This is a genomic window from Hyalangium gracile, from assembly GCF_020103725.1.
In the GTDB taxonomy this organism is placed as follows: Bacteria; Myxococcota; Myxococcia; order Myxococcales; family Myxococcaceae; genus Hyalangium; species Hyalangium gracile.
In genome coordinates this window covers 475,890-494,909 of sequence record NZ_JAHXBG010000001.1, presented here as the reverse complement: position 1 = coordinate 494,909, position 19,020 = coordinate 475,890, and the positions used below count along the sequence as shown (strand labels likewise).

Sequence of the window (19,020 nt, the reverse complement as noted above, 5' to 3'; positions counted from 1 at the left end):
TGGGTTTAGCACAAGCCGCCTATGGCGTGTTCCATGTGGCGCCCCGGAGCACGCCGTGGGACTGGCCCGGGCCCCGGTCCCCGGCGATGGTGCCCCGGCCCTCGCTCAGGGACCAGGAGCCGAGGAGGCCCTCCGCGTCCCGCTTGGGCTCACCCCGCATGTCCTCGCGGATCTGCTCCGGCCCACGCGCGACGCGCCACAGCCGCACCGCGCCGATGTCGCCATCGAAGAAGCGCTCCTGGCCCCCTCCGCGAGCGCCGATGGCCCACGGGGCCTTCACGTCGATGACGCCCACGCGCTCCGGGTTGGAGGCCACCTCGTTCCCGTTGCGGTAGAGGATCCACCGCGAGCCATCATACACGCCGGCCAGGTGGACCCACTGCCCGGCGTCCTCCCGAGGCATGGGGAAGGAGACGGCGTGGTTCATCCCATCCCACGAGCCGACCTGGTACTGCCCGGCGAAGATGCGGAAGAAGAACTCGCCCGGCGGCGTCACCGTGTAGCCCTGGGCCAGGATGTTGTGGAAGCCCCCGGTAGTCCTGGGGCGGATCCACGCCTCCACGGTGACGGTGCCGGTGAACTCGAGCTCGGCGGGCTCGCCCAGATCGACGAAGCTGCTCTGGCCATTGAAGCCCAGCGACACCGTGGGCGCGGAGCCCGAGCCCCCGGTGCCGGGCTCGTCCCGCAGCAGCAGCCCCGCGCCGACGGCGCCCGCGGAGATGAGCAGCACCCCGGCCGCGAGGAGGACGAGCCACATCGGGAACTTCCTGGGGGGCGCGATCGTCGGGCGCTGGACCTGGAGGGCCACCGAGGGCCCGATGGCGAACTCCTCATCGGGGTTGGCGACGTTCACCACGATGAGCCGGAACGCATAGGTGCCCTCGGGAGTCCCCGGCGGAGTGGACACCCTCACCCCATAGCTCTGCGTGCCATCCGGAGCGAGCTCCCGCTCGGGCTCTCCCGTGAGCGCCAGCCAGCCACGCTGGAGCTGGCCCTCTGGCTCGAGCACGGCCCGGACACGAGCCGGGCGCCCCAGGCCATTGGAGACGGTGAAGGTGAACTCTCCCTGGCCCGAGCCATCCGGCTGGACCGAGGGAGAGGAGGTGGTGATGGCGAAGCTGCGCGGCATGGTCGGCCCCCGGCAACGATGGACATGGCCGGGGGGCGATGTGACGGACGCGGGAGGCCACCCGGCGCCTCGAGCCTCGGTGGGCGGGGCGACGGGCGGCCGCGCGGCCGCGAGCCGGGCTCAGCGTTACTGCTGGTAGAGCAGGGTGGTGCCGCGCACCAGCTTCCGGTTGTTGGAGGTGCTCTCCACGAAGATGGAGTACTCCATGTGGTTGCCGGGCTTCACCTTGACGTTGGCGCCGCTCGGCATGCCCAGCACCTTGCGGGCCTGGTCCCCGCCGAAGATGGCCTTCGTCTTCTTGTCCAGGATGGCGATGTTCTTGCGCGGCTGCACCGTCTCCGGCTTGGTCAGCTCATAGAAGCCGCGGCCGGGCTGGTACTCGTTGCCCAGCTTCTTGCGCAGCGTGGAGCTGGTCTGGAGCTTCGTGTTGACGAACTCGCGGATGGAGCGCTCCTTGTCCACCGTCCACCGCGCGAAGCCCTTGGACAGGTCCTTCAGGGCCGACAGGCTCTTCACATCCACCTTGCTCATGTCGGTGGTGAAGAACGCCGTCACCGACTTCTGCCCGCTGGCGCGCGCCGCGTAGAACGTCTTGAGGCCCGCGGCCAGCTTCTCGTCCAGCACCTTGGTGCCCTTGGCGGTGGCGTCCCAGCGGGTGACGTTGCCCTTGGGGATGCCGAATTTGGTGAGCGTGTTCTCGCTGCCAGGGGGCACCAGGAAGGCCAGGCTCCAGCGGCCCGTCTTCTGGACCTTGGCGATGAGCCCCTTGAGGCTCCGCTTGTACTGACTCGAGCAGTTCTCGTGCCCGTCGGTGATGACGACGATCAGGAAGCTGGTGTCCTTGTTCGTGGCGCCCTTGGCCTTCTGGAGGCTGGTGATGGAGGTGCCCACCGCGTCCAGCAGGGCGGTGCTGCCGCCCAGCTTGTAGTCGGACGCCTTGAGCTTGCGGACCTTCTCCACGGGGGCGGCGAGGTGGCGCGGCTTGTCCACGGTGGTGTGGAACATGAAGGTGCTGAAGAACGTCTTCTGCCCGGCCGACTTCGCGTTGCGCTGGACGGTGTCGAGCTGGTTGTTGAAGACGCGCACCACCTGGTCCTTGATGCGGCGCATCGAGCCGCTGCGGTCCACCACGAAGGCGATGTGGTTGACGAGGCTCGCGGAGGCGGGCGCGCTGGCTACCTCGTTCTTCTTCGAGACCTTGTTGGCGGCGGCTGCACGTTTCTTCACGGCCATGAACGTTTCCTCGGAGGCGATGCGATGAGACTTCGAGGCGAAGGATAGCGCGTGGTCCGGACATTCCGCGAATTCGTGGGTTCCGCCATGCGGGGGCCCCGTGCTAATTCATGGGCAGGTGGTCCGTACGTCCCGCACCGCGAGGGGGCATGAGCGCCAACGTCGTCCTGCATGCGTGTGCCGCTGGCGGTGGGCGCCTTCGCGTCTGGCTCGGAGTCCGCGAGCGCACCACCGCGCCCGCCCTGAGCTGGACCCTGGATGGGCTTCCCGCGCAGCCGGCCACCCTGCGTCCCATCCAGAGCGTGCGCGCCGGCCCGTTCCTCGGGGTGGACACGCCCCGCATCTTCGCCGGCCTGTATGAGTTCCCCGTCCACGCCACCTCGCCCCAGGCCTTCCGCGTGGGCGTGAGCCTGGACGGCGCGCCTCCCGTCATCTCCTCCCTGCGCGCCCTCCCGCGCTCGGTGCCCTCCGGCCTGGATCGCGCCTTCCACCTGATGCTCGCCTCCTGCTTCTACTGGGAGGAGGACAAGAGCGGCGTGGCGGGCGCGTCCATGGACTCCATCCTCCGGGGCTACACGCCGGACCTGCTGCTGCTCACCGGCGACCAGGTGTACCTGGACCTGCCTCCGCTGAAGAACCTGCCGGACGCGCGCCCGGCGCTCGCGCGCAAGTTCGAGCAGGACTACGCCCGCAACTGGTTCGACGACCACGCCTACGCCAAGGTGGTGCACGCCGCGCCGTACGCGTGCGTGCCGGACGACCACGACTACTGGAACAACTTCCCGATGCCCTCGGTCCAGTCCCAGAACACCTGGACGGGCCCCGGGCGCGCGGCGTGGGCGGACGTGGCCCGCATGCTGTACGGCCACTTCCAGCACGTGGACCCCACGCCCGTGGGCACGCCCGTCCAGTTCGACGTGGAGCCGCTCTCCTTCTTCCTCCTGGATGCGCGCGCCTGGCGCGATGCGAACTTCCAGACCACCATGACGCCCCTGGCCCGGGAGGCGCTGTCCGCCTGGGTGTCGCGCTGCATCCAGCAGCGCAAGCTGGGCGTCTTCGTCACCGGCCAGTCGCTGGCCATGCCCAGGGCGGGTGGGCTGAACCGCCGCTTCGGCGACTCGACGATGAGCAACTACGCCGACTTCCGCTTCCTCATGGGGGAGCTGGATCGGCTGATGCGCCAGGCCGGGGACGTGCTGCTCATCACCGGCGACATGCACTGGAGCCGCATCGCCCGCTTCATGCCCAAGGATGCGCTGGCCACCGGCATGCAGATGATCGAGGTCATCTGCTCGCCCACCGCGCTGGTGACGACGCCCGGTGTGGACCAGCTGGCCGACCTCAAGGCCAACCTCTCGGGCAAGAAGGAGCGCTGGCCCCGGCACTCGGACGCCACGCTCATCGGAGGCGCCCTGGAGCTCGAGGGCAGTCGCTCCTCCTTCTTCGCGTACACCCTCTACCGCCAGCGGGGCAACAACGTGTGCCTGCTGTCGTTCCGGCGCCACGGCGACAGCCTCGAGGTGACGCCGCGCTTCTTCCCGCTGGAGCCCGGCGGTCCGCCGCCCGCCGTCGCCCCCTTCGTCCTCCGCCACCGCTAGCGAGGCCCCACCATGCTTCAGATCCGCTCCTCTCCCGCCTCCGCCCCCAACCCGCAGTTCGTCTGCCAGACACGCTCGCGCAACCAGACGAACCTCGCCTGGCTCCAGCGCGCGGCGAAGGCCAGGGGCAAGAAGGCCAGCGGCTCGCCGCTGCTGGTGCTGCTCGGCGGCACGGATCCGGTGTCCTTCCGGCTCCGGGTGGCGCAGTCCCAGGCGCGGCATGACCTGACGCCCAGCTACTGGAGCCACGTGGTGCTGGTGGAGCCGCCCGAGGGCGAGCTGACCGCCGCCACCGCCTGGGAGATCTCCCTCGACCCCGGCGGAGGCTTCGGCTACCCGCCGAGCACGAACGGGGTGCAGCGCGCGGACCTGGGCCGCTACGACGACGCGAAGCGCTACCCCAACATCGCCGTGCTGCACGTGCCGGTGGAGCAGGCGCCCGTGAGCGAGGCGCTGCGCACCTTCATGCGCCAGCGCTCGGCGATGGACGCGGTGGACCTGGTGACGCGGTGGCTGCCGTACGTGTGGGGAGCGGGGCGCGCCACCAACCCGCTGCTGGACGGCTTCGGGCTGCCCTCGGCGGCCATGGCCGAGATGGTGCTGGGCGCCGCCGGCTTCGAGCTGACGCCGGGCATCGCCAGCAGCGCGAGCTGCCCCGAGGCCATCTGGCAGGCCGCGCGCTGGTGGCACGAGTACCAGGGGCGTGAGGACCTCACGCCCCTGTCGGGCGCGTACAGCACGGAGCACTCGCTGTGCGCCGCCCCCGAGTAGTCCCTCGCGCGCAGGCTACTGCGAGGGCGCCTCCACGTTGATGAGCTCCGGCGTGTCCCCCGCCGGGCGGTGCTCCTCCTGCTCCTTCGTCGGCCGCCGGGGCTTCTCGAAGGGCTCCAGCCGCACCGGCTGGCCCGTGCGCGCCGACTCGTACAGCGCGGAGATGATGCGCACGTCCGCCAGCCCCTCCCAGCCGTTCGGCTCGGGCTCCTGGCCCTCGATGACGCAGTCGCTGAAGGCGAGCAGCTCCGGAGCGATCTGATCGCGCGGCGGCACCTTGCCCTTGCGCGTCTTGCCCTCGGACATCAGCTCCCAGCGGATGTCACCCTTGTACTCGTAGGCGTTGTCCAGCTTCAGCGTGCCCTCGGTGCCCACCACCTGGTAGGTGGCCACCGCCTCCGAGCCGAAGCTCACGTTGAAGGCCGCCAGCTTCCCCTCCGGGAAGCGCATCACCACCGAGGCGGCCTCCTCCACCTCCGTGAAGCGCGCATCCTTCCCCTTGTCGCAGAAGGCGAACACCTCCACCGGCTCGGCGCGGAAGAGGTAGCGCGCCGCGTTCACGCAGTACACGCCGATGTCCCACAGCACCCCGCCGCCCTTGTCCCGCTCCAGGCGGATGTTGGGTGCGTTGATCTGGAAGGTGAACGTCGAGGTGAACATGCGCGGATCGCCGATCTTCCCCTCGCGCACCGCCTCCACCGCCGTGAGGTTGGCCTGCTCGAAGTGGAGCCGGTACGCCGTCATCAGCCGGACGTCGCTCTCCTCGCAGGCGCGGATCATCTCCCGGCACTGCTCCACGGTGATGGCCAGCGGCTTCTCGCACAGCACGTGCACGCCCGCCTTCGCCGCGCGCACCGCGAACTCCGCGTGCCGCGCGTTGGGCACGGCGATGTAGACGGCCTCCACCTCGGGCAGCGCCAGGCACTCCTCGAGTCTGTCGTAGTCGAACACCGGCACCCCGTGGCGCTCGCCCAGCTCGCGCGCCTTCTCCGGGTCTCCGCTCACCAGCGCCACCAGCTTCGAGTTGTCCTTCGCGTGCTCGAAGGCCGGCAGGATCGCGTCCTGCGCGAAGTGTCCCAGCCCCACCACCGCGTAGCCCACCTGCCGTGTCGCCTTCTTCGTCCGCCGCTTCCGCGCCATCCGTTCCTCCGGAGGAGATCCAGGTGCTTCACGCGGAGAAGCTCCGCATGCCCACACTCCGCGACAACACGGCGGGGAGTGCCTGGCTGCTCCAGCGCCGCGTTGCCGAGGACGCTCTCGGGCCGACTACTTCTCCATCCGCTGGTCGTCCTTGCTGTCGACACGGTTGGGGTCATCCACCGAGTCGGTGCTGCCCGTCCAGCTCGGGTCCGTGGCGCTGGAGCCCTGGTCGTTCATGGAGCCGGAGCCCCCGGTGCCACCCTGGTCCAGCGAGGTGTCGTGCTCGTTGATGGAGCCGGAGCCCCCGGTGCCGCCGTGGTCCAGCGAGCCGGCGCTGTCCTGCTCGTTCACCTCGCCCGTGTTCCCCAGGTCGCGGTTCGGCTCGAGCGCCTCTCCTCCGCTACCGCCCGTGCCTCCCAGGTCCGCCCCGGGCCGATCATCCTGGCGGACGCCGCCCAGGGTGTCGCTGCTGCCCGGGATGGTGGAGTCCACGTTGCCCGAGCCGCCCGTGCCCTCCGGCTGCTCCACCGCGCCGCCGGGGGCCGTGTCGTCACCGCGGCGATCCTGGCAACCCGTGAACGCCAGCGCCGAGGCCATGGCACCCACCACCATCATTCGCTTGAAGCTCATGTTCGTCTCCGTGGTTGGATTTGCCCCCAAAGGCTTGGGCTGCTCCGACCGGACGGCATGGGACACGGGCTCCATGGCTCCTACACGCTCCGAGACCAGCCGAGGAGACGAGGGCTGGCCTTGCTGACGCTGAGGTTGACGGGCTGAGCGCTCAGTGCGGGCGCCGCAGCACCATCATCCCGTAGTGCAGGCCGCCATCCAGGAACGCCTGCTGGAGCCGGAGGTGCTCGCGCTGGGACTCGGTCCGGCCCATGCCTCCCTGGCCGCCGCGCAGCGACAGCTCGCGCTCGCGCGCCAGCAAGTCCAACGTCAGCGTCCAGAAGTTCACCGCCCGCCCGGACAGGTCCTGATGGAGCTCCAGCTCCAGGCCCTCCGCGGTGGCCGCGCGGAAATACTCCTCCACCGAGCCGATGTGCGTGCGCCAGTACCGATCGAACGGCATGGCCAGCTCCGGCCGACCGAGGAAGCAGTCCGCGATGGCCACCAGGCCGCCGGGGCGCAGCAGCGAGTGCACCTTGCGGAACCACTCGCGGCGCGGCAGGTAGCAGGAGCTCTCCACCGCCATCACGAGATCGAAGCGCTCCTGGCCGGGCACCTCGAGCGCATCGCAGAGCATGGGCTTCACCCGATCGCCCACGCCCGCCATGGCGGCGAAGCGCTCCACCCAGGGCAGGTGCTCCGGCGCGATGGTGATGGCGGAGACGCGCGCGCCATGGACGGAGGCCCAGAACAGCGAGCCGCCTCCCAGCCCGCAGCCCACGTCCAGCACGTCCCAGCCCCGGCTCGGCCCACCCATCGCGAGCGCCATCTCGCGCAGCAGGGCTTCCTGGGACTCGTGGATGAGCACCTTGAGCGCTTCCGCGGACATTCCCGGCGGCGGCGACTCGTCCACCAGGCCGGTGTGGTAGTGCACGCGAGGCCCCGGGCCGTAACGGCGCAGGATGCCTTCCGTCTTGGCGTCGTAGTACGCGGCAACGTCGTCGCGTGCGGTTCCCTGTCGCAGCGGCTCTACCCTCATGGCACTACCTCCGGAAGAATCGGATCGATGCGCCTGAGCGCCGCGTCCAGACAACGCAGCTTCTGACGCCGCACGCCATCCATCCCCGCCCGTGCCCAGCGCACCACCTCGCGCTGGTCCGCCTCCGGCATGCTGAAGAACCGTGGGTCCCTCGAGCGGATGTCCTCGGCCACGTGGGCCGCGATTCCCAGATCGCGCCCCGCCACCGAGCACTCCGCCAGCGGTGTGCCCGCCCAGAGCAGGCGCAGGTACACCGCCCACTGCTGCCCCGCCAGCCCTTCGGCCACGCGCTGGAAGACGGGCGCCGTCCACTCCCGCGTCCGCACCTCCAGGGCCTGTGGCCCCGCCGCTTCCGCCAGCCCCCGTGCCGCCTCCACCAGCACCTCCTCGGGCACCTGCGCGCGGGCCAGCGTGGCCCAGGCCAGGTTCTGCAGGAGGAACTGCACGTAGGGTCCTACCCGTGATGGATGGGCGTAATATGAGCACTCGCCATCCGTGAGATCGTCCGCGAGGTTGCCCGCGGCGAAGCTGAGGAAGATTCCCGAGCCGCGCGTCAGCAGCGCCTCACGCGTCAGCCCTGCCTCCATGCCCGCCTCGTACAGAAGTGCCAGGGGCCCGGGCTGCGCCGCCTCCAGCGCGGCGACGACGTCCCGCTCGGCGGCCTCCGGCAGCCCCAGCCGCCGCAGCACCCGCAGGGCTTCCTGGTAGATGGCGCCCCCGCTCATGTTCGCAGCTCCCGGGGCAGCAGGACGCGAAGGACCGCTCCGCCCTCATGCGCGTTCTGGCGCTCCAGCGTGCCGCCGCTGGCACGAATCAAGCACTCGGAGGTGTACAGCCCCAGCCCGGTGCTCCGCGGCTTGGTGGTGGAGAGGCCCACGATAGGCGCGGCCAGCCGCTCCGGTGGGAAACCAGGACCATCGTCGGCGATGATCATCTCCAGCCTCCCGCTCAGCGGCTCGGTGCGAGCCGAGATGCGCACGCTTCCGGCGGCGCGCAAGCCATCGCCCTCGCAGGCATTGGTAACGAGGTTCTCGACGACTCGCCGCAGGGTCGTGACACCTCCGCGCACCCAGGCGCGCAGGGGCTCACCCCGGTTCACCTGAACGGCGATGGAGACGTCCGGGAAGCGCAGGCCCACGCTCTGACGCACGGAGTCCAGCACGGGCACCAGGTCCACGGCCTCTGGATCGCTCCCGATGTAGCGGCGGCCCTTCTGGTGGATCTCCGCCACCCTGTCCCGGATGCGCGCCAGGTTCTCGTGGAGCTGGCGGATGAGCCGCTCCGGCTCGGCGCGGGCCAGGCTCTGGCTGCGCACCAGCTGCCCGGTGAGCAGATCCGCGGTGGTGCTGGCCGTCAGCAGCGTCTCGCGGATCTCCTCGCTGTGGCCGAGGATCTCCGTGAGGGCCTGGGACATGCGGCCCACGTCGCGCTCCTGCTGGGCCAGCATCTGCGCCTGGACGGCGGCGCGCAGCCGCTCGGCCTCCGCGGCGGTGCGGTCATGCTGGATGGCGAAGGTGCCCAGGTAGAGCTCGGCCATGAGGGACGCGGGGCCGAGGACGGCGAACAGGGCGGTGTGCTCCGGGCGGGCGAAGAGCAGGGCGGCCAGCGCCAGCGCCAGCGCCGTGCCCACCGCGAGGAAGGGCGTGCGCGGCGTCACCCGGAAGAGCCGGCCGTGGAAGGCGGCGGTGAAGAGGAAGAAGCCGCCGAAGATGGTGGCGCCCTGGGGCGCGGAGAGCGCCATGAGGCTGGCGACGAAGAACTGCAGGCCGGTGGTGCCGGCGAGCGACAGCAGCCAGCCCCACGTCTCCACGTGCTGGCGCTTGCGGTGCAGCAGGGCGAAGGCGAAGTCCACCAGCGCGGGAATGAAGCAGAGCAGCGCGGTGCCCACGGGCAGGGCGAAGAGCTGCTCGGCGCGCGGCGCCCACGAGGCGGCCGCCAGCAGCAGCAGCACCAGCGCGACGAGCGCCAGCCACGAGCTGACGCTGCTGGCCGCCAGCACCTCGGGGACGTTCTGGGCGTTGACCCAGCGCTGGAAGGCCGTCCGGGTGGCGCAGCCCATGGAGGAGAGCCGGCTCATACGGCGGTGACGACCATCCTTCCCTGTCCCTGATTGAGCGCGTTGGTGGCCTCGGTGGCCTGGTCGGCGCGCTGCTGCAGCTCCTGGAAGATGTCCTGCTGTCCATCGCGCAGGATGCGCACCTCCACCTCGCCTCCAGCCAGGACGTGGTGCATCGCCTCGAGGACGGGCTTGAGCGTGGGACTGAGCGCGACGGCACCGTCGACGCCCTCCATGGCTCCCAACGCTCGAATCCGCTCGAGGTACTCCGCCAGGGCGGAGGAGAAGGGGACCTGGACGACGCCGGACTGCTCGCTGCCGTTGTTCATTCCTTACTCCCTTGTGGTGAATCGGGGAGGACTCTCCGCGCGCACCACGAGCGTCAGCCGCCCCCGCATCCAAACGGAGGAGCCCGAGTCGAAGGATGTTGATGTCTCGAGGTCTCATGCTGGTTCCCCCCCGGGCCCAGCTGTTGCGCCACACGTTCTTCCCCGCTCCGCGCCGCGGAGCCTCCCCGACACCGGGATGAGACATGAGCTACGACGGGGGCGTCAAACCACCCCCTGGGTGGAAGTGTTGGCCAGGGGGCAGCCGTCCGGTACGAGCGTCGGCCGGGTCACCACTGCCCCTCCCTCGGGGAGGAGAGACAGGTGGCTCGTTTGCCTCAAGACTCGTCTGCCGGGTCCGGCTCTGTCGTCGGGGGCACGAGCGTGAGCGCGCCCTGAGACAGGGCCACGCGCAGGGCCTTCGCCTTCTTCGCGCGCTTGCGGCTGAGCTCCACGCCCACCGCGTCCAGCCCCAGCGCGTTGGCGACGGCGAGCACCGTGCCGTGGCCGCAGAACGGATCCACCACCGTGCGCGTGGGCGTGTGGCCGAGGATGAAGCGACACGCCGCCAGGCAGGCCTGCACGCCCATGCCGCGCGTCCACGTCACCTCGCCCGCCTCGGGCAGCACGTCCGGAGTGGCCCGGCCCAGCTCCACGCGGACGGCTCGCGAGAAGCACAGCAGGTGCGAGTACGCGGGCCGGCCGAACGTCACCGTCCCGGGGGCCGTGCGGCACACCACCTTGTGCCAGAGCGTCTCGAGGCCGGCCTGCTCCGCGGCCCTGCTGATCAGGTAGCCCTTGTCCACCCAGGCCCCGGCCTTCTTCACGTCGGTCTGGTAGAAGATGGCCACGCCCTCGGCCGGCACCCTGGACATGACGAGCGCGGCCGCGCGGATGAACCACTGCTTCCACTCGGCCAGCGAGAGCGCGGGGAACTCGGACACGTCCGGCAGCGAGGTGATGACGGAGCACCCCGCCAGCGACTCTCGGGCCGTCAGCCACGCCAGCGCGTCGGCGCACTCCACCGTCCGCTGGCCCCCAGGCCGCCGCGCTCCACCACCCATGCCCTGCTGCTCCACGTGTCCTCCCGCCCGCTGGGTCTCAGCGGTTGTCCTGCGTGGGCCGCTCCAGCACTTCCACCGGGAAGCCCGCCTCCTGCAACTGGGGCCGCAGCGCCGCCGCGTCCCCGAGGATGACCACCACCTCCGCGCCCAGGCTCAGCCGCTTCACCAGCGCCTGCAGGGCCTGCGGCGTCACCGCCGCGATGGCCTCCGGGTAGCGCTCCCAGGCGTCTGGCGGTCGGTCCAGGCGCTCCAGCTCCAGCAGCCGCTCCGCCACCTGGGCCGTCGTCTGGAAGCGCAAGTCATAGCCGCGCGCCACCTGCCAGCGCGCCCGCTCCACCACCTCGCGCGGGAGGGCCTCCGCCTCGAGCGTGCCCAGCTCGGCCAGCAGCTGCTCCACCGCGCCCGCCGCCGCGCTCCGCTCCACCGCCACGCGCAGCCTCAGCGTGGAGGCGCGCGGGCGAGCCTCGTGCGACACGCGCACGCCGTAGGTGATGCCCAGGCGCTCGCGGAGCTGGTGGCCCAGCCGGTGCTCCAGCAGCCACGCCAGCGCGCTCGCCGTGGCCTCCTCCCGCGCCGACAGCTCCGGCCAGCGCAGCCCCAGCTGCAGCTCCGCCTGGGAGGCGCCGGGGCGGTCCACCACCACCACCGCGCGGCGGCTCGGCGGCGGCGGAGCGGGCGGAGGCTGCACGGGCTTGCTCCTGCCACGCCAGCCCCCCAGCATCTGCTCCACCTGGGCGCGCAGCCTGGGCGCCGGTGGCAGGTCTCCCACCAGGAAGAGCGTGGCCCGGTCCGGGTTCAGCTCCGCATCCACCCAGGCGTTGGCCTTCGAGGCGTCGAGCGCCCGGGCCTCCTCCACGCTCGGCGCCGCGCCGTAGGGGTGGCCCGGGAACAGCCGGGCCATGAGCACCCGCTCCGCGCGCGTGTCCGAGAGGGCCGCCTCGCGCTCCAGCTGCCGCAGCTGCCAGGCGTGGACATACTCGAAGGGCCGCGGCTCCACCTCCCTGTCCCTCATCCACTGCTGCATGTCCTCCAGCACGTGGAGCAGGTTGCCCGAGGGCGCCGCCACGGCCAGCACCGGCTGGCCCTCGTCGCGCAGCTGGAGCGAGGTGCGCGCGCCCACCTTCTCGCCATGGCGCCACCGCCGGCTGGCCGACAGGTACGAGCCATGGAGCGCCAGGCGGGACAGCGCCAGGGTGTTGCCCTCGGTGCCCGGAGGCTGCGTGCGCACCCACAGGCGGGCCTCCACCAGCGGCATGAGGCCGCGCCGCAGCGCCACCACGCGCAGGCCGTTGCCGAGGGTGAAGCGCTCGGCCTCGTCGAGGCCGGGGGCTCTCGCCACCTGGCGCACGTCCGGCGCACCCGGCGGCAGGAGGAGCTCCTCGTCTGCGAAGTCCTCCAGGCCGGCCAGGGGCGCGAAGCGCTCGCCGACGACGGTGCGTCCCGGGCCGCTCGGCTCCGGCACCACCAGCAGCTTGCGCACGCGCTCGCGCCGCACGTATTGGTAGAGGTAGGGGCCGACGTCCTTGGAGAGCTCCTCGCGGATCTGCCTCGGCCAGCCGCTCACGTAGTCCGCCTGGCCGGTGGCGCGCAGGAAGCGGGCCGCCTCCCTCACGGGGAACTGCTCCAGCTCCGCGAAGGCCTGGGTGAGCAGCATGGCGCGCGCGCTCGCGGTGAGTCCGCCGATGCCCCGGTTCATCAGCAGGTCGATCAGCTGATCCAACGCGCGCTCCGCCACCTTCCCGGCGTCCTCCTCCTTCATCAAGTCGATGCGGGCGATGAGCAGCGCGACGCCATCCATGACTTCCAGGGACACGGAGAGGTTGTGGACGCGCTCCTCGCGGGCGAGCTGGGAGACGAGCCGGCCCTCCAGCAGCCCCTGGGCGGCGAGCGCCTGGGGCGTCTGGCCCGAGTACAGCCCGGGCAGCGTCCACGTCAGCCACAGCCGGGGGTACTCCACCGGGCCCTGCTTCACCACCAGGGGCGCATTGCCGGGCGCCTCGGGAGGGAAGGGGGGCGGCACGCGGCGCACGGGGGGCGTGGGCATGGCCTGCCGCGACTCCGTCAGCTCCGCGAAGCCGGCGCGCACGGTGCCGCGCACCCGCTCCGAGGACAGCGGGCCGGACACCACCACCACCGCGTGCGCCGGCGTGTAGTGCGCCCTCACGAAGGCGCGCGCGTCCTCCAGGGTGAGGTGCTGCACGGACTCGGGAGTGCCCCCCGCCGGGCGCCCGTACGCGCTGCCCGGAAGCAGCGCCTCGTGCAGCCACCGCTGCTGCATGCCCTCCGGGCCCGCCTCGTAGCGCTGGCGCAGCTCCGCCACCACCACGTCGCGCGCCACCCGGAAGTCCTCCTCGGTGACGTTCTCCAGGGGCGCCCTCAGCCGCCCGGCCTCCAGCGCCACCAGCGGAGCCCACTGCTCGGGCGGCACGGTGAGGAAGTAGTCCGTCCCATCATGAGAGGTGGAGGCGTTGGACTCGGCGCCCGAGGCCAGCAGCCGGCTGGAGCGCCGGGGCGCCCGCGCCTCTGCTGGCCGAGCCAGGAAGGTGAGGTGCTCGACGAGGTGCGCCAGTCCTTCCTTCCCCGCCGGTTCATCCGTCGCGCCTACACGGTAGGAGACGACCATCGTCACCCGCGAAGCCCGTGGATTCTCATGCACCACCAGCCGCAGGCCGCTGGGGAACTCCTCATAAGCGCCGCGGAAGCGCACCGAGCGGGCCACGGGCTCATTCGGAGGCAGCGTCAGCGCCGCGCAGCCGAAGAGGCCTGGCAGCAGGAGCAGCACCCAGCGGGGGGACATGAGGCACACACTATGCCCCGATCTGCTCAGTGGGTGCTCCCGCGGGTGGTGGTTGATCCAACCGCCAAAACGAGTTAAACACTGGAATCAGGAATTTCTGTTAGTCGCTGTATATCAGGGTCTCCGGTGCAAACCGGTCTTAGAGAAGTCGATGGGCGCAACCCTCTCTGGCCCTGAAGACTCCGAGGAGGAGAAGCAATGTCCGGGAGGATGGCCTTCGAGTACGACCCGCACAACGACGTGGTGCACGCGCGCTTCACGCGCTACCTGCTGGTGAGCGCCGCGGATGTGCAGGTGTGGAAGGCGGATATGGAGGAGAAGCTGGCGCCGTTCGGCCGCAGGGTGGATCTGCTGATCGACCTGGACGGGCTGGAGGTGACGTTCACCGCGGGGCGGCTGTTCGGCCAGGCCCGGCGCGAGGTGCTGGAGCGCTACGCGCAGCGCGCCTACAGCTACGGCGGCGACGACATGACGCGGATGTTCCTCAGCACCAGCGGCGTGCTGCACGGCTACCCCGTGAACCAGTTCGAGACGCGGATGCAGGCGATGATGGCGATGATGGCCGATCGCGACTCGCGGCGCCGGAACTTCTCGCCGCGCCCCAGCAGCAGCCACCAGCTCGCGGCGGTGCGCTGAGCGGGCGCAGGCACTCACTCGCCCTGAAGGAACTCGAGCGCGTTGAAGCGGGGGTGGTAGCCCAGCTCCGCTTCCGCCCGAGCGATGACGTAGACCCTGTCCAGGCGTGAAGGCAGCGGTGCGCCACGGCGGCCTCGAGCAGGTGGAGCGCGCCCTGGACGTTCACGTCGACGAAGCGCGTCCTGGGGAGCTGGTCCCGGTAGGGAGCGTGCGGCGAGGCCGGCATACCTCCGCGCCCAGCTGCCCCGAGCTGCCGGTGACGAGGACTCGCATGGGTGGATGCTCTGGCACCGGGCCGGTGGGAAGTCAAACCCGCGACAACGGTGGAAGGAGGCGCTTTTCGACGCATAGCATCGAGCCGATACCCTGGCTCCATCCCGGAGCGCTGATCCGGAGGGCACGAGAGATGATCCAGGTAGACGCGAGGCGCCTGACGTGGCTGGTGGGGTTGTGGGTGCTTTTGGGGGCAGGCTGTACGGAGGAGGTTCCGCCCGTGGCGCTGGGGCCGGCGGGCTCGGCACGGGTGGTGTTCGTGCTGCCACGGACGCTACCGGAGGGCGCGGTGGCTCGGGTGACGGCCAGCGCGTCCGGGAGCGGTGCGTCGGTGTCCACGGACCTGGAGGGAGCGGGGGCGCAGTGGCGTGGGTGGCTGCGCTCGCTGCCAGAGGCGCAGCCGTACCGGTTCCGCGTGGAGGCCTTCGATGCGGGTGGGACGCGGCGCTTCGAGCTGGAGACGGACAGCGAGCGGCTCGAGCCGTACCGGCCGGGGTTGATCATCCTCGTGGGGCAGGAGGCAGCGGCGTCATCCTCGGGCAACACGGCTCCGTCCATCCAGGCGGTGGTGGGCTCGCGGGCCGCGGCGGAGCCGGGAGGCACCCTCCGGCTGCGGGCGCTGGCGCGCGATGCGGAGGAGGAAGAGGGGCTCTCGTACACGTGGCAGGCGGAGGAGGGGACGTTCGAGGACGTCCAGGCGGCGGCGGCCACGTGGAAGGCTCCGGGCTCGGGCGGCCCGCGGAAGGTGACGCTCGTGGTGAGGGACACCCAGGGGAGTGCCACCTCCCTGACCTTCACGCTGGACGTCACGGGAGTCGGGACGCTGAGCCATGAGGAGCCGGTGGTGCACAACCGATGGCCGACGGCATCGGGCCTGGAGGCCCTGAGTCCGCGGACGGTGGGGCTGGGGCAGGAGGTGGAGGTGGAGCTCCAGGGAGCGGAGGACGTGGACTCGGACGCGCTCACCTATATATGGACGGCGACGTGCGAGGGGAGCCGGAGTGAGAGCTCGGGAGCGAGGTTCCGCTTCACGCCGAGCATCCCCGCCGAGACTTCGGCTTGCGACAACTGCCAGGTGACCGCGCGTGTGGAGGATGCGCGGGGCGGCAGCACGAGCTACAGCCTGGGGCTCTGCGTGAAGAACAAGCCGCCTCCGGCGCTGCGGAGCCCCGCGCCCCAGGCCGTGAGTGCCGTGCCCGGGGAGCTGGTGCCACTGAGCGTCTCGGCCGAGGATCCCGATGGCGGGCCGCTGACGTTCAGCTGGAAGGCGAACACCGGCATCCTGGGCACGCCCGTGCAGACGGGGGACACGAACGAGGTGCCGTGGACCGCGCTGTCCTGCGTGCCGGCGGGGGTGACGCCCACGATCGAGGTGACGGTCACCAACTCGGAGGGGCTCAGCATCCGGGTTCGCCACACGGTGAGCTGGAACGGGCCGGTGTGCGGCCATCCTCCGTGTGTCGCGCGGCTGGAGCGGGAGCTGCTCACCCTGCAGGCCGACTGCACCACGAGCACGCCGGTGTTCATCCCGGATGGGCTCGCCCTGAATGGGACGGGGCATACGCTCACGGTGGTGGACCCCGTGGGAGGCCACTTCCTCGGGGCCATCGTGCGCAACCGCGGCACGTCGATGCACGTGCGCAACCTGAAGGTGCGGGCGCAGGGGCTCTTGAAGGACGGGCCCTGTGATGGGGAAGAGGGGCGGCTGCGCGGCATCCTGTTGCAGGGGGCATCCGGGTCCGTGCTGGACAGCGAGGTGCTGAACATCCGCCGGAACCAGCCGGCCCCCAACAATCCGGAGGGCACGCCGCGAGGCTGTCAGGAGGGGCACGCCATCGAGGTGCGCAACCGCGATGCCTCCGTGCGGCGGGAGGTGGACCTGCGGCGCAACCTCGTCAGCGGCTACCAGAAGGGAGGCATCCTGGTGGCGGGGCACGTGGGCGCCATCGTCTCGCAGAACACGGTGACGGGGGCGGGGCCGGTGGGGCACATCGCGCAGAATGGCGTGCAGCTCAGTGACGGTGTGACGGGGCAGGTGATGGAGAACCAGCTCTCCGGCCACGCATACACCGGGAGCAGTGACGTGGCGTCGGGGCTGCTGGTGGCGGGAGGGCCGTACTTCGGCATCGCGTGGGTGCGGGATGCGGTGATTCGGGGAAACACGCTGACGGGCAATGACGTCGGCATCTATCTCGATCAGGCGGAGGCGGACGGGAGTGCTCCCGCGACGTCGACGCGCATCCAGGTGACGGACAACACGCTGCGGAACAACGCGGTGACGAACGGGTATCCGTACCAGGCGGGCATCGCGGATCTCGGAGGTGGGAACACCATCCACTCCAATACGCTCACGGGAGCGGGGTATGACTCCGCCACGCAGCCGGGTGTCACCTTCGATGTGGACGTGGTGGCGGGGCCGGCATCCCAGGTGGCGTTCCTCACACCCCCGAGGAGGGTGGACACGGGAGCCTGCTCCGAGCGGGTGCTGGTGCAGAGCCAGGACGTGAAGGGCAACCTGTCGAAGTCCACGCCCGCCACCTTCGAGCTGACGGCGAGCGGAGCGGCGGCCCAGGGGCTGACCTTCCACGCGGACGCCACGTGCGCGGGCCCGGCAATCACCACGGTGCAGCTGTCCACGGCCGAGGCGACCGCGAGCTTCTACTTCAAGGCGACCCAGCCCGGCACGGTGACGCTCACGGTCTCGAGAGGGAGTGTGAGCGGCTCACAGGACCAGACCGTCACAACGCCCTGAGCCCTGCCACCCAAGGGATGGGTGACGTGGAGGCAACCCAGGGCATCATCCTCGCTCGTCGAACGCTCCTCTATCCTGGAGCCCTTCCCGCGAGGGAGGATGACCATGGTTTCCCGCCGCGCGAGTGCCCTGCTGCTGGCGTTGCTGACCGCGTGCTCAGGCTCGCAGCACACAGTGGTGGCATACCCGGACCCGCACGAGGCGGAGCTGGAAGCGGTCCGGTACGAGCTGAGGCTGCTCATTCCAGGCACGGTGGAAGTCGAGCCGGTGCCCATGGACGCGGAGGACTTCCAGCGGGCCGTGAGGAAGTGGGCCGTGAGCGTCCCCACTTCTGGGCGGCCCGACGAGACAGCCCGGCTGGCTTTCGAAATGGGGCTGGAAGCCGACCTGCTGGCGGAGGTGGAGCACGGACGCGTCGTCCGGATGACACCGCTGGAAGAGAATACGCCTCTGCTGGCACCCACCGCGGCGGCGGTGACGCGCGAGTATCTCGGGTGGTGCGCGAAGCAGGGCGAGCGTGGAGACTGTCTCGGTCTGCTGGTGGATGGAGCCACGCTGCGTCGAGATGACCTGCGCACCTTGACGCTGGCGCTGGCCTTCGGACCGGTGCTCGAGGAGACGAAGCACGCTCTGAAGGAGATGGTGTCACCCCAGGCCTTGTTGGCCATGGTGGTGTGGACAGCCTCCATGTACCTCATGCTGTGGGTGCTACCCGAGCCCTTGTCCAAAGGGCTTGCCGCGCTGCTGACCGTGTCGATGTTGGCCTGGCTGGGTGTGGATACGGTGTGGAGCCTGATGAGTGGTTGGGTGCAACTGGTGGAGGAGACCCATCGAGCCACCACGTTCGCTCAGCTGCGCATGGCGGGAGAGAAGTACAGCCGAGTGCTGGGGCAGAACGCGGCGCGTGTGCTGGTGATGCTGATCACAGTGGCCCTCGGCGGAACGGCGGCGACCTTCACCAAGAGGCTCCCGCAGCTGCCAGGGTTCTCGCGCGCGGCGGTGCAGATCGAGGCGCAAGCGGGCATCCAGTTGGCGGAGGCGGGACTGGTGGAGTCCGTGGCAGCCTCTCCCGAGGGAGCGTTCTCCATCGCGGCGCGCAGCGTGCGTGGCAAGAGGGGGACTGCCAGCCAGGGGGCTCCTGCCACGACCATCATGCGCCATCGCGAGGGCAATCGACAGGTCACCCTGAACGGGCAGCGGTGGCACGTTCCCGCAGGAAGATCGATCAAGGAGGTGCCAGCGACCGATCCCGTGGGCGATCAGCTCCAGGCTGCCGCGACCGAAGCTGCCCGGCGATGGAACCCTCGCCATCTTTCCGAAGACGAGGCGGCGGCCATTGAGCGAGCCGTCTCTCGAGGAGAGTACTGGAAGGCGAAGCTCTGGGAACGTGCCGCACGCGGGAAGTTCGTGGAGGAGGCATTGAGAAAGCAGTTCGGTCACCTGCGATGGAGCCGGACAGGTGTCGACGCGCTTGACCCGGCAACAGGCTGTCGATACGAGATTCTCTCGGGGACGCAGTCCAACATGGCCGACCACGGAAGACGGATGAGGGACACACTCTTCCGGATGATCACGTTCTGATCGGCTTGGAGCCCGG

Annotated in this window: 15 protein-coding genes; 5 read left to right on the top strand and 10 right to left on the bottom strand. The window is 70.6% G+C overall.

The window, feature by feature from the left end; translation table 11 throughout:
- Positions 1-19: 19 nt before the first annotated feature.
- Together KY572_RS02135 and KY572_RS02130 are read right to left on the bottom strand one after the other, a co-directional pair.
- Positions 20-1,129, bottom strand: coding sequence for a LamG domain-containing protein (locus KY572_RS02135; protein ID WP_224240445.1), 1,110 nt, complete (start codon positions 1,127-1,129; stop codon positions 20-22).
- A 126-nt stretch (positions 1,130-1,255) separates the two neighbouring features.
- Complete coding sequence (locus KY572_RS02130; RefSeq protein WP_224240444.1) at positions 1,256-2,362, bottom strand: VWA domain-containing protein; 1,107 nt, start codon at positions 2,360-2,362, stop codon at positions 1,256-1,258.
- Positions 2,363-2,511: 149 nt separating this feature from the next.
- On the opposite strand from KY572_RS02130, the gene KY572_RS02125 reads away from it, so the two are divergent.
- A complete protein-coding gene (locus tag KY572_RS02125; RefSeq protein WP_224240443.1) occupies positions 2,512-3,960 on the top strand; it encodes a metallophosphoesterase family protein in 1,449 nt (482 codons plus the stop codon).
- Positions 3,961-3,972: 12 nt separating this feature from the next.
- A complete protein-coding gene (locus KY572_RS02120) occupies positions 3,973-4,731 on the top strand; it encodes a hypothetical protein (protein WP_224240442.1) in 759 nt (252 codons plus the stop codon).
- A 15-nt stretch (positions 4,732-4,746) separates the two neighbouring features.
- Here KY572_RS02120 and KY572_RS02115 read toward each other — a convergent pair whose 3' ends face one another.
- The 8 genes from KY572_RS02115 to KY572_RS02080 form a co-directional block, all read right to left on the bottom strand.
- A complete protein-coding gene (locus KY572_RS02115; RefSeq protein WP_224240441.1) occupies positions 4,747-5,871 on the bottom strand; it encodes a Gfo/Idh/MocA family protein in 1,125 nt (374 codons plus the stop codon).
- A 126-nt stretch (positions 5,872-5,997) separates the two neighbouring features.
- Positions 5,998-6,501: a hypothetical protein gene (locus KY572_RS02110; RefSeq protein ID WP_224240440.1), complete on the bottom strand. Its 504-nt coding sequence runs from the start codon at positions 6,499-6,501 to the stop codon at positions 5,998-6,000.
- Between the two features lie 151 nt (positions 6,502-6,652).
- Complete coding sequence (locus KY572_RS02105; RefSeq protein ID WP_224240439.1) at positions 6,653-7,519, bottom strand: SAM-dependent methyltransferase; 867 nt, start codon at positions 7,517-7,519, stop codon at positions 6,653-6,655.
- Entirely contained in the window at positions 7,516-8,244 is a 729-nt protein-coding gene (locus KY572_RS02100) for a hypothetical protein (RefSeq protein ID WP_224240438.1), read from the bottom strand. The genes KY572_RS02105 and KY572_RS02100 overlap by 4 nt, the downstream gene beginning before the upstream one ends.
- Positions 8,241-9,596 carry a sensor histidine kinase gene (locus KY572_RS02095; RefSeq protein WP_224240437.1) on the bottom strand — a complete coding sequence of 452 codons (1,356 nt, stop codon included), beginning with the start codon at positions 9,594-9,596 and terminating at the stop codon, positions 8,241-8,243. The genes KY572_RS02100 and KY572_RS02095 overlap by 4 nt, the downstream gene beginning before the upstream one ends.
- Positions 9,593-9,904, bottom strand: coding sequence for a hypothetical protein (locus tag KY572_RS02090; RefSeq protein WP_224240436.1), 312 nt, complete (start codon positions 9,902-9,904; stop codon positions 9,593-9,595). Before KY572_RS02090 ends, KY572_RS02095 begins: the two co-directional genes overlap by 4 nt.
- 335 nt (positions 9,905-10,239) lie before the next feature.
- Positions 10,240-10,965 carry a DNA methyltransferase gene (locus KY572_RS02085; RefSeq protein ID WP_224240435.1) on the bottom strand — a complete coding sequence of 242 codons (726 nt, stop codon included), beginning with the start codon at positions 10,963-10,965 and terminating at the stop codon, positions 10,240-10,242.
- Between the two features lie 37 nt (positions 10,966-11,002).
- Positions 11,003-13,762 carry a M16 family metallopeptidase gene (locus KY572_RS02080; protein WP_224240434.1) on the bottom strand — a complete coding sequence of 920 codons (2,760 nt, stop codon included), beginning with the start codon at positions 13,760-13,762 and terminating at the stop codon, positions 11,003-11,005.
- A 198-nt stretch (positions 13,763-13,960) separates the two neighbouring features.
- Between KY572_RS02080 and KY572_RS02075 the strand changes: the two genes are divergently transcribed.
- The 3 genes from KY572_RS02075 to sitA5 all read left to right on the top strand — a co-directional run bounded on the left by KY572_RS02075 (position 13,961) and on the right by sitA5 (position 19,004).
- A complete protein-coding gene (locus KY572_RS02075) occupies positions 13,961-14,398 on the top strand; it encodes a hypothetical protein (protein WP_224240433.1) in 438 nt (145 codons plus the stop codon).
- Between the two features lie 406 nt (positions 14,399-14,804).
- Positions 14,805-17,423, top strand: a complete 2,619-nt coding sequence (locus KY572_RS46965) for a right-handed parallel beta-helix repeat-containing protein (RefSeq protein ID WP_263451276.1) — start codon at positions 14,805-14,807, stop codon at positions 17,421-17,423.
- 105 nt (positions 17,424-17,528) lie between these two features.
- Positions 17,529-19,004: a SitA5 family polymorphic toxin gene (gene sitA5, locus KY572_RS02060; RefSeq protein ID WP_456077658.1), complete on the top strand. Its 1,476-nt coding sequence runs from the start codon at positions 17,529-17,531 to the stop codon at positions 19,002-19,004.
- The last annotated feature ends 16 nt before the right edge of the window (positions 19,005-19,020 follow it).

Excerpts from the sequence above, each read along its gene's own strand:
- KY572_RS02135 (WP_224240445.1), bottom strand. The coding sequence starts at position 1,129 with ATGCCGCGCAGCTTCGCCATCACCACCTCCTCTCCCTCGGTCCAGCCG.
- KY572_RS02130 (WP_224240444.1), bottom strand. The coding sequence starts at position 2,362 with ATGGCCGTGAAGAAACGTGCAGCCGCCGCCAACAAGGTCTCGAAGAAG.
- KY572_RS02125 (WP_224240443.1), top strand. The coding sequence starts at position 2,512 with ATGAGCGCCAACGTCGTCCTGCATGCGTGTGCCGCTGGCGGTGGGCGC.
- KY572_RS02120 (WP_224240442.1), top strand. The coding sequence starts at position 3,973 with ATGCTTCAGATCCGCTCCTCTCCCGCCTCCGCCCCCAACCCGCAGTTC.
- KY572_RS02115 (WP_224240441.1), bottom strand. The coding sequence starts at position 5,871 with ATGGCGCGGAAGCGGCGGACGAAGAAGGCGACACGGCAGGTGGGCTAC.
- KY572_RS02110 (WP_224240440.1), bottom strand. The coding sequence starts at position 6,501 with ATGAGCTTCAAGCGAATGATGGTGGTGGGTGCCATGGCCTCGGCGCTG.
- KY572_RS02105 (WP_224240439.1), bottom strand. The coding sequence starts at position 7,519 with ATGAGGGTAGAGCCGCTGCGACAGGGAACCGCACGCGACGACGTTGCC.
- KY572_RS02100 (WP_224240438.1), bottom strand. The coding sequence starts at position 8,244 with ATGAGCGGGGGCGCCATCTACCAGGAAGCCCTGCGGGTGCTGCGGCGG.
- KY572_RS02095 (WP_224240437.1), bottom strand. The coding sequence starts at position 9,596 with ATGAGCCGGCTCTCCTCCATGGGCTGCGCCACCCGGACGGCCTTCCAG.
- KY572_RS02090 (WP_224240436.1), bottom strand. The coding sequence starts at position 9,904 with ATGAACAACGGCAGCGAGCAGTCCGGCGTCGTCCAGGTCCCCTTCTCC.
- KY572_RS02085 (WP_224240435.1), bottom strand. The coding sequence starts at position 10,965 with ATGGGTGGTGGAGCGCGGCGGCCTGGGGGCCAGCGGACGGTGGAGTGC.
- KY572_RS02080 (WP_224240434.1), bottom strand. The coding sequence starts at position 13,762 with ATGTCCCCCCGCTGGGTGCTGCTCCTGCTGCCAGGCCTCTTCGGCTGC.
- KY572_RS02075 (WP_224240433.1), top strand. The coding sequence starts at position 13,961 with ATGTCCGGGAGGATGGCCTTCGAGTACGACCCGCACAACGACGTGGTG.
- KY572_RS46965 (WP_263451276.1), top strand. The coding sequence starts at position 14,805 with ATGATCCAGGTAGACGCGAGGCGCCTGACGTGGCTGGTGGGGTTGTGG.
- sitA5 (WP_456077658.1), top strand. The coding sequence starts at position 17,529 with ATGGTTTCCCGCCGCGCGAGTGCCCTGCTGCTGGCGTTGCTGACCGCG.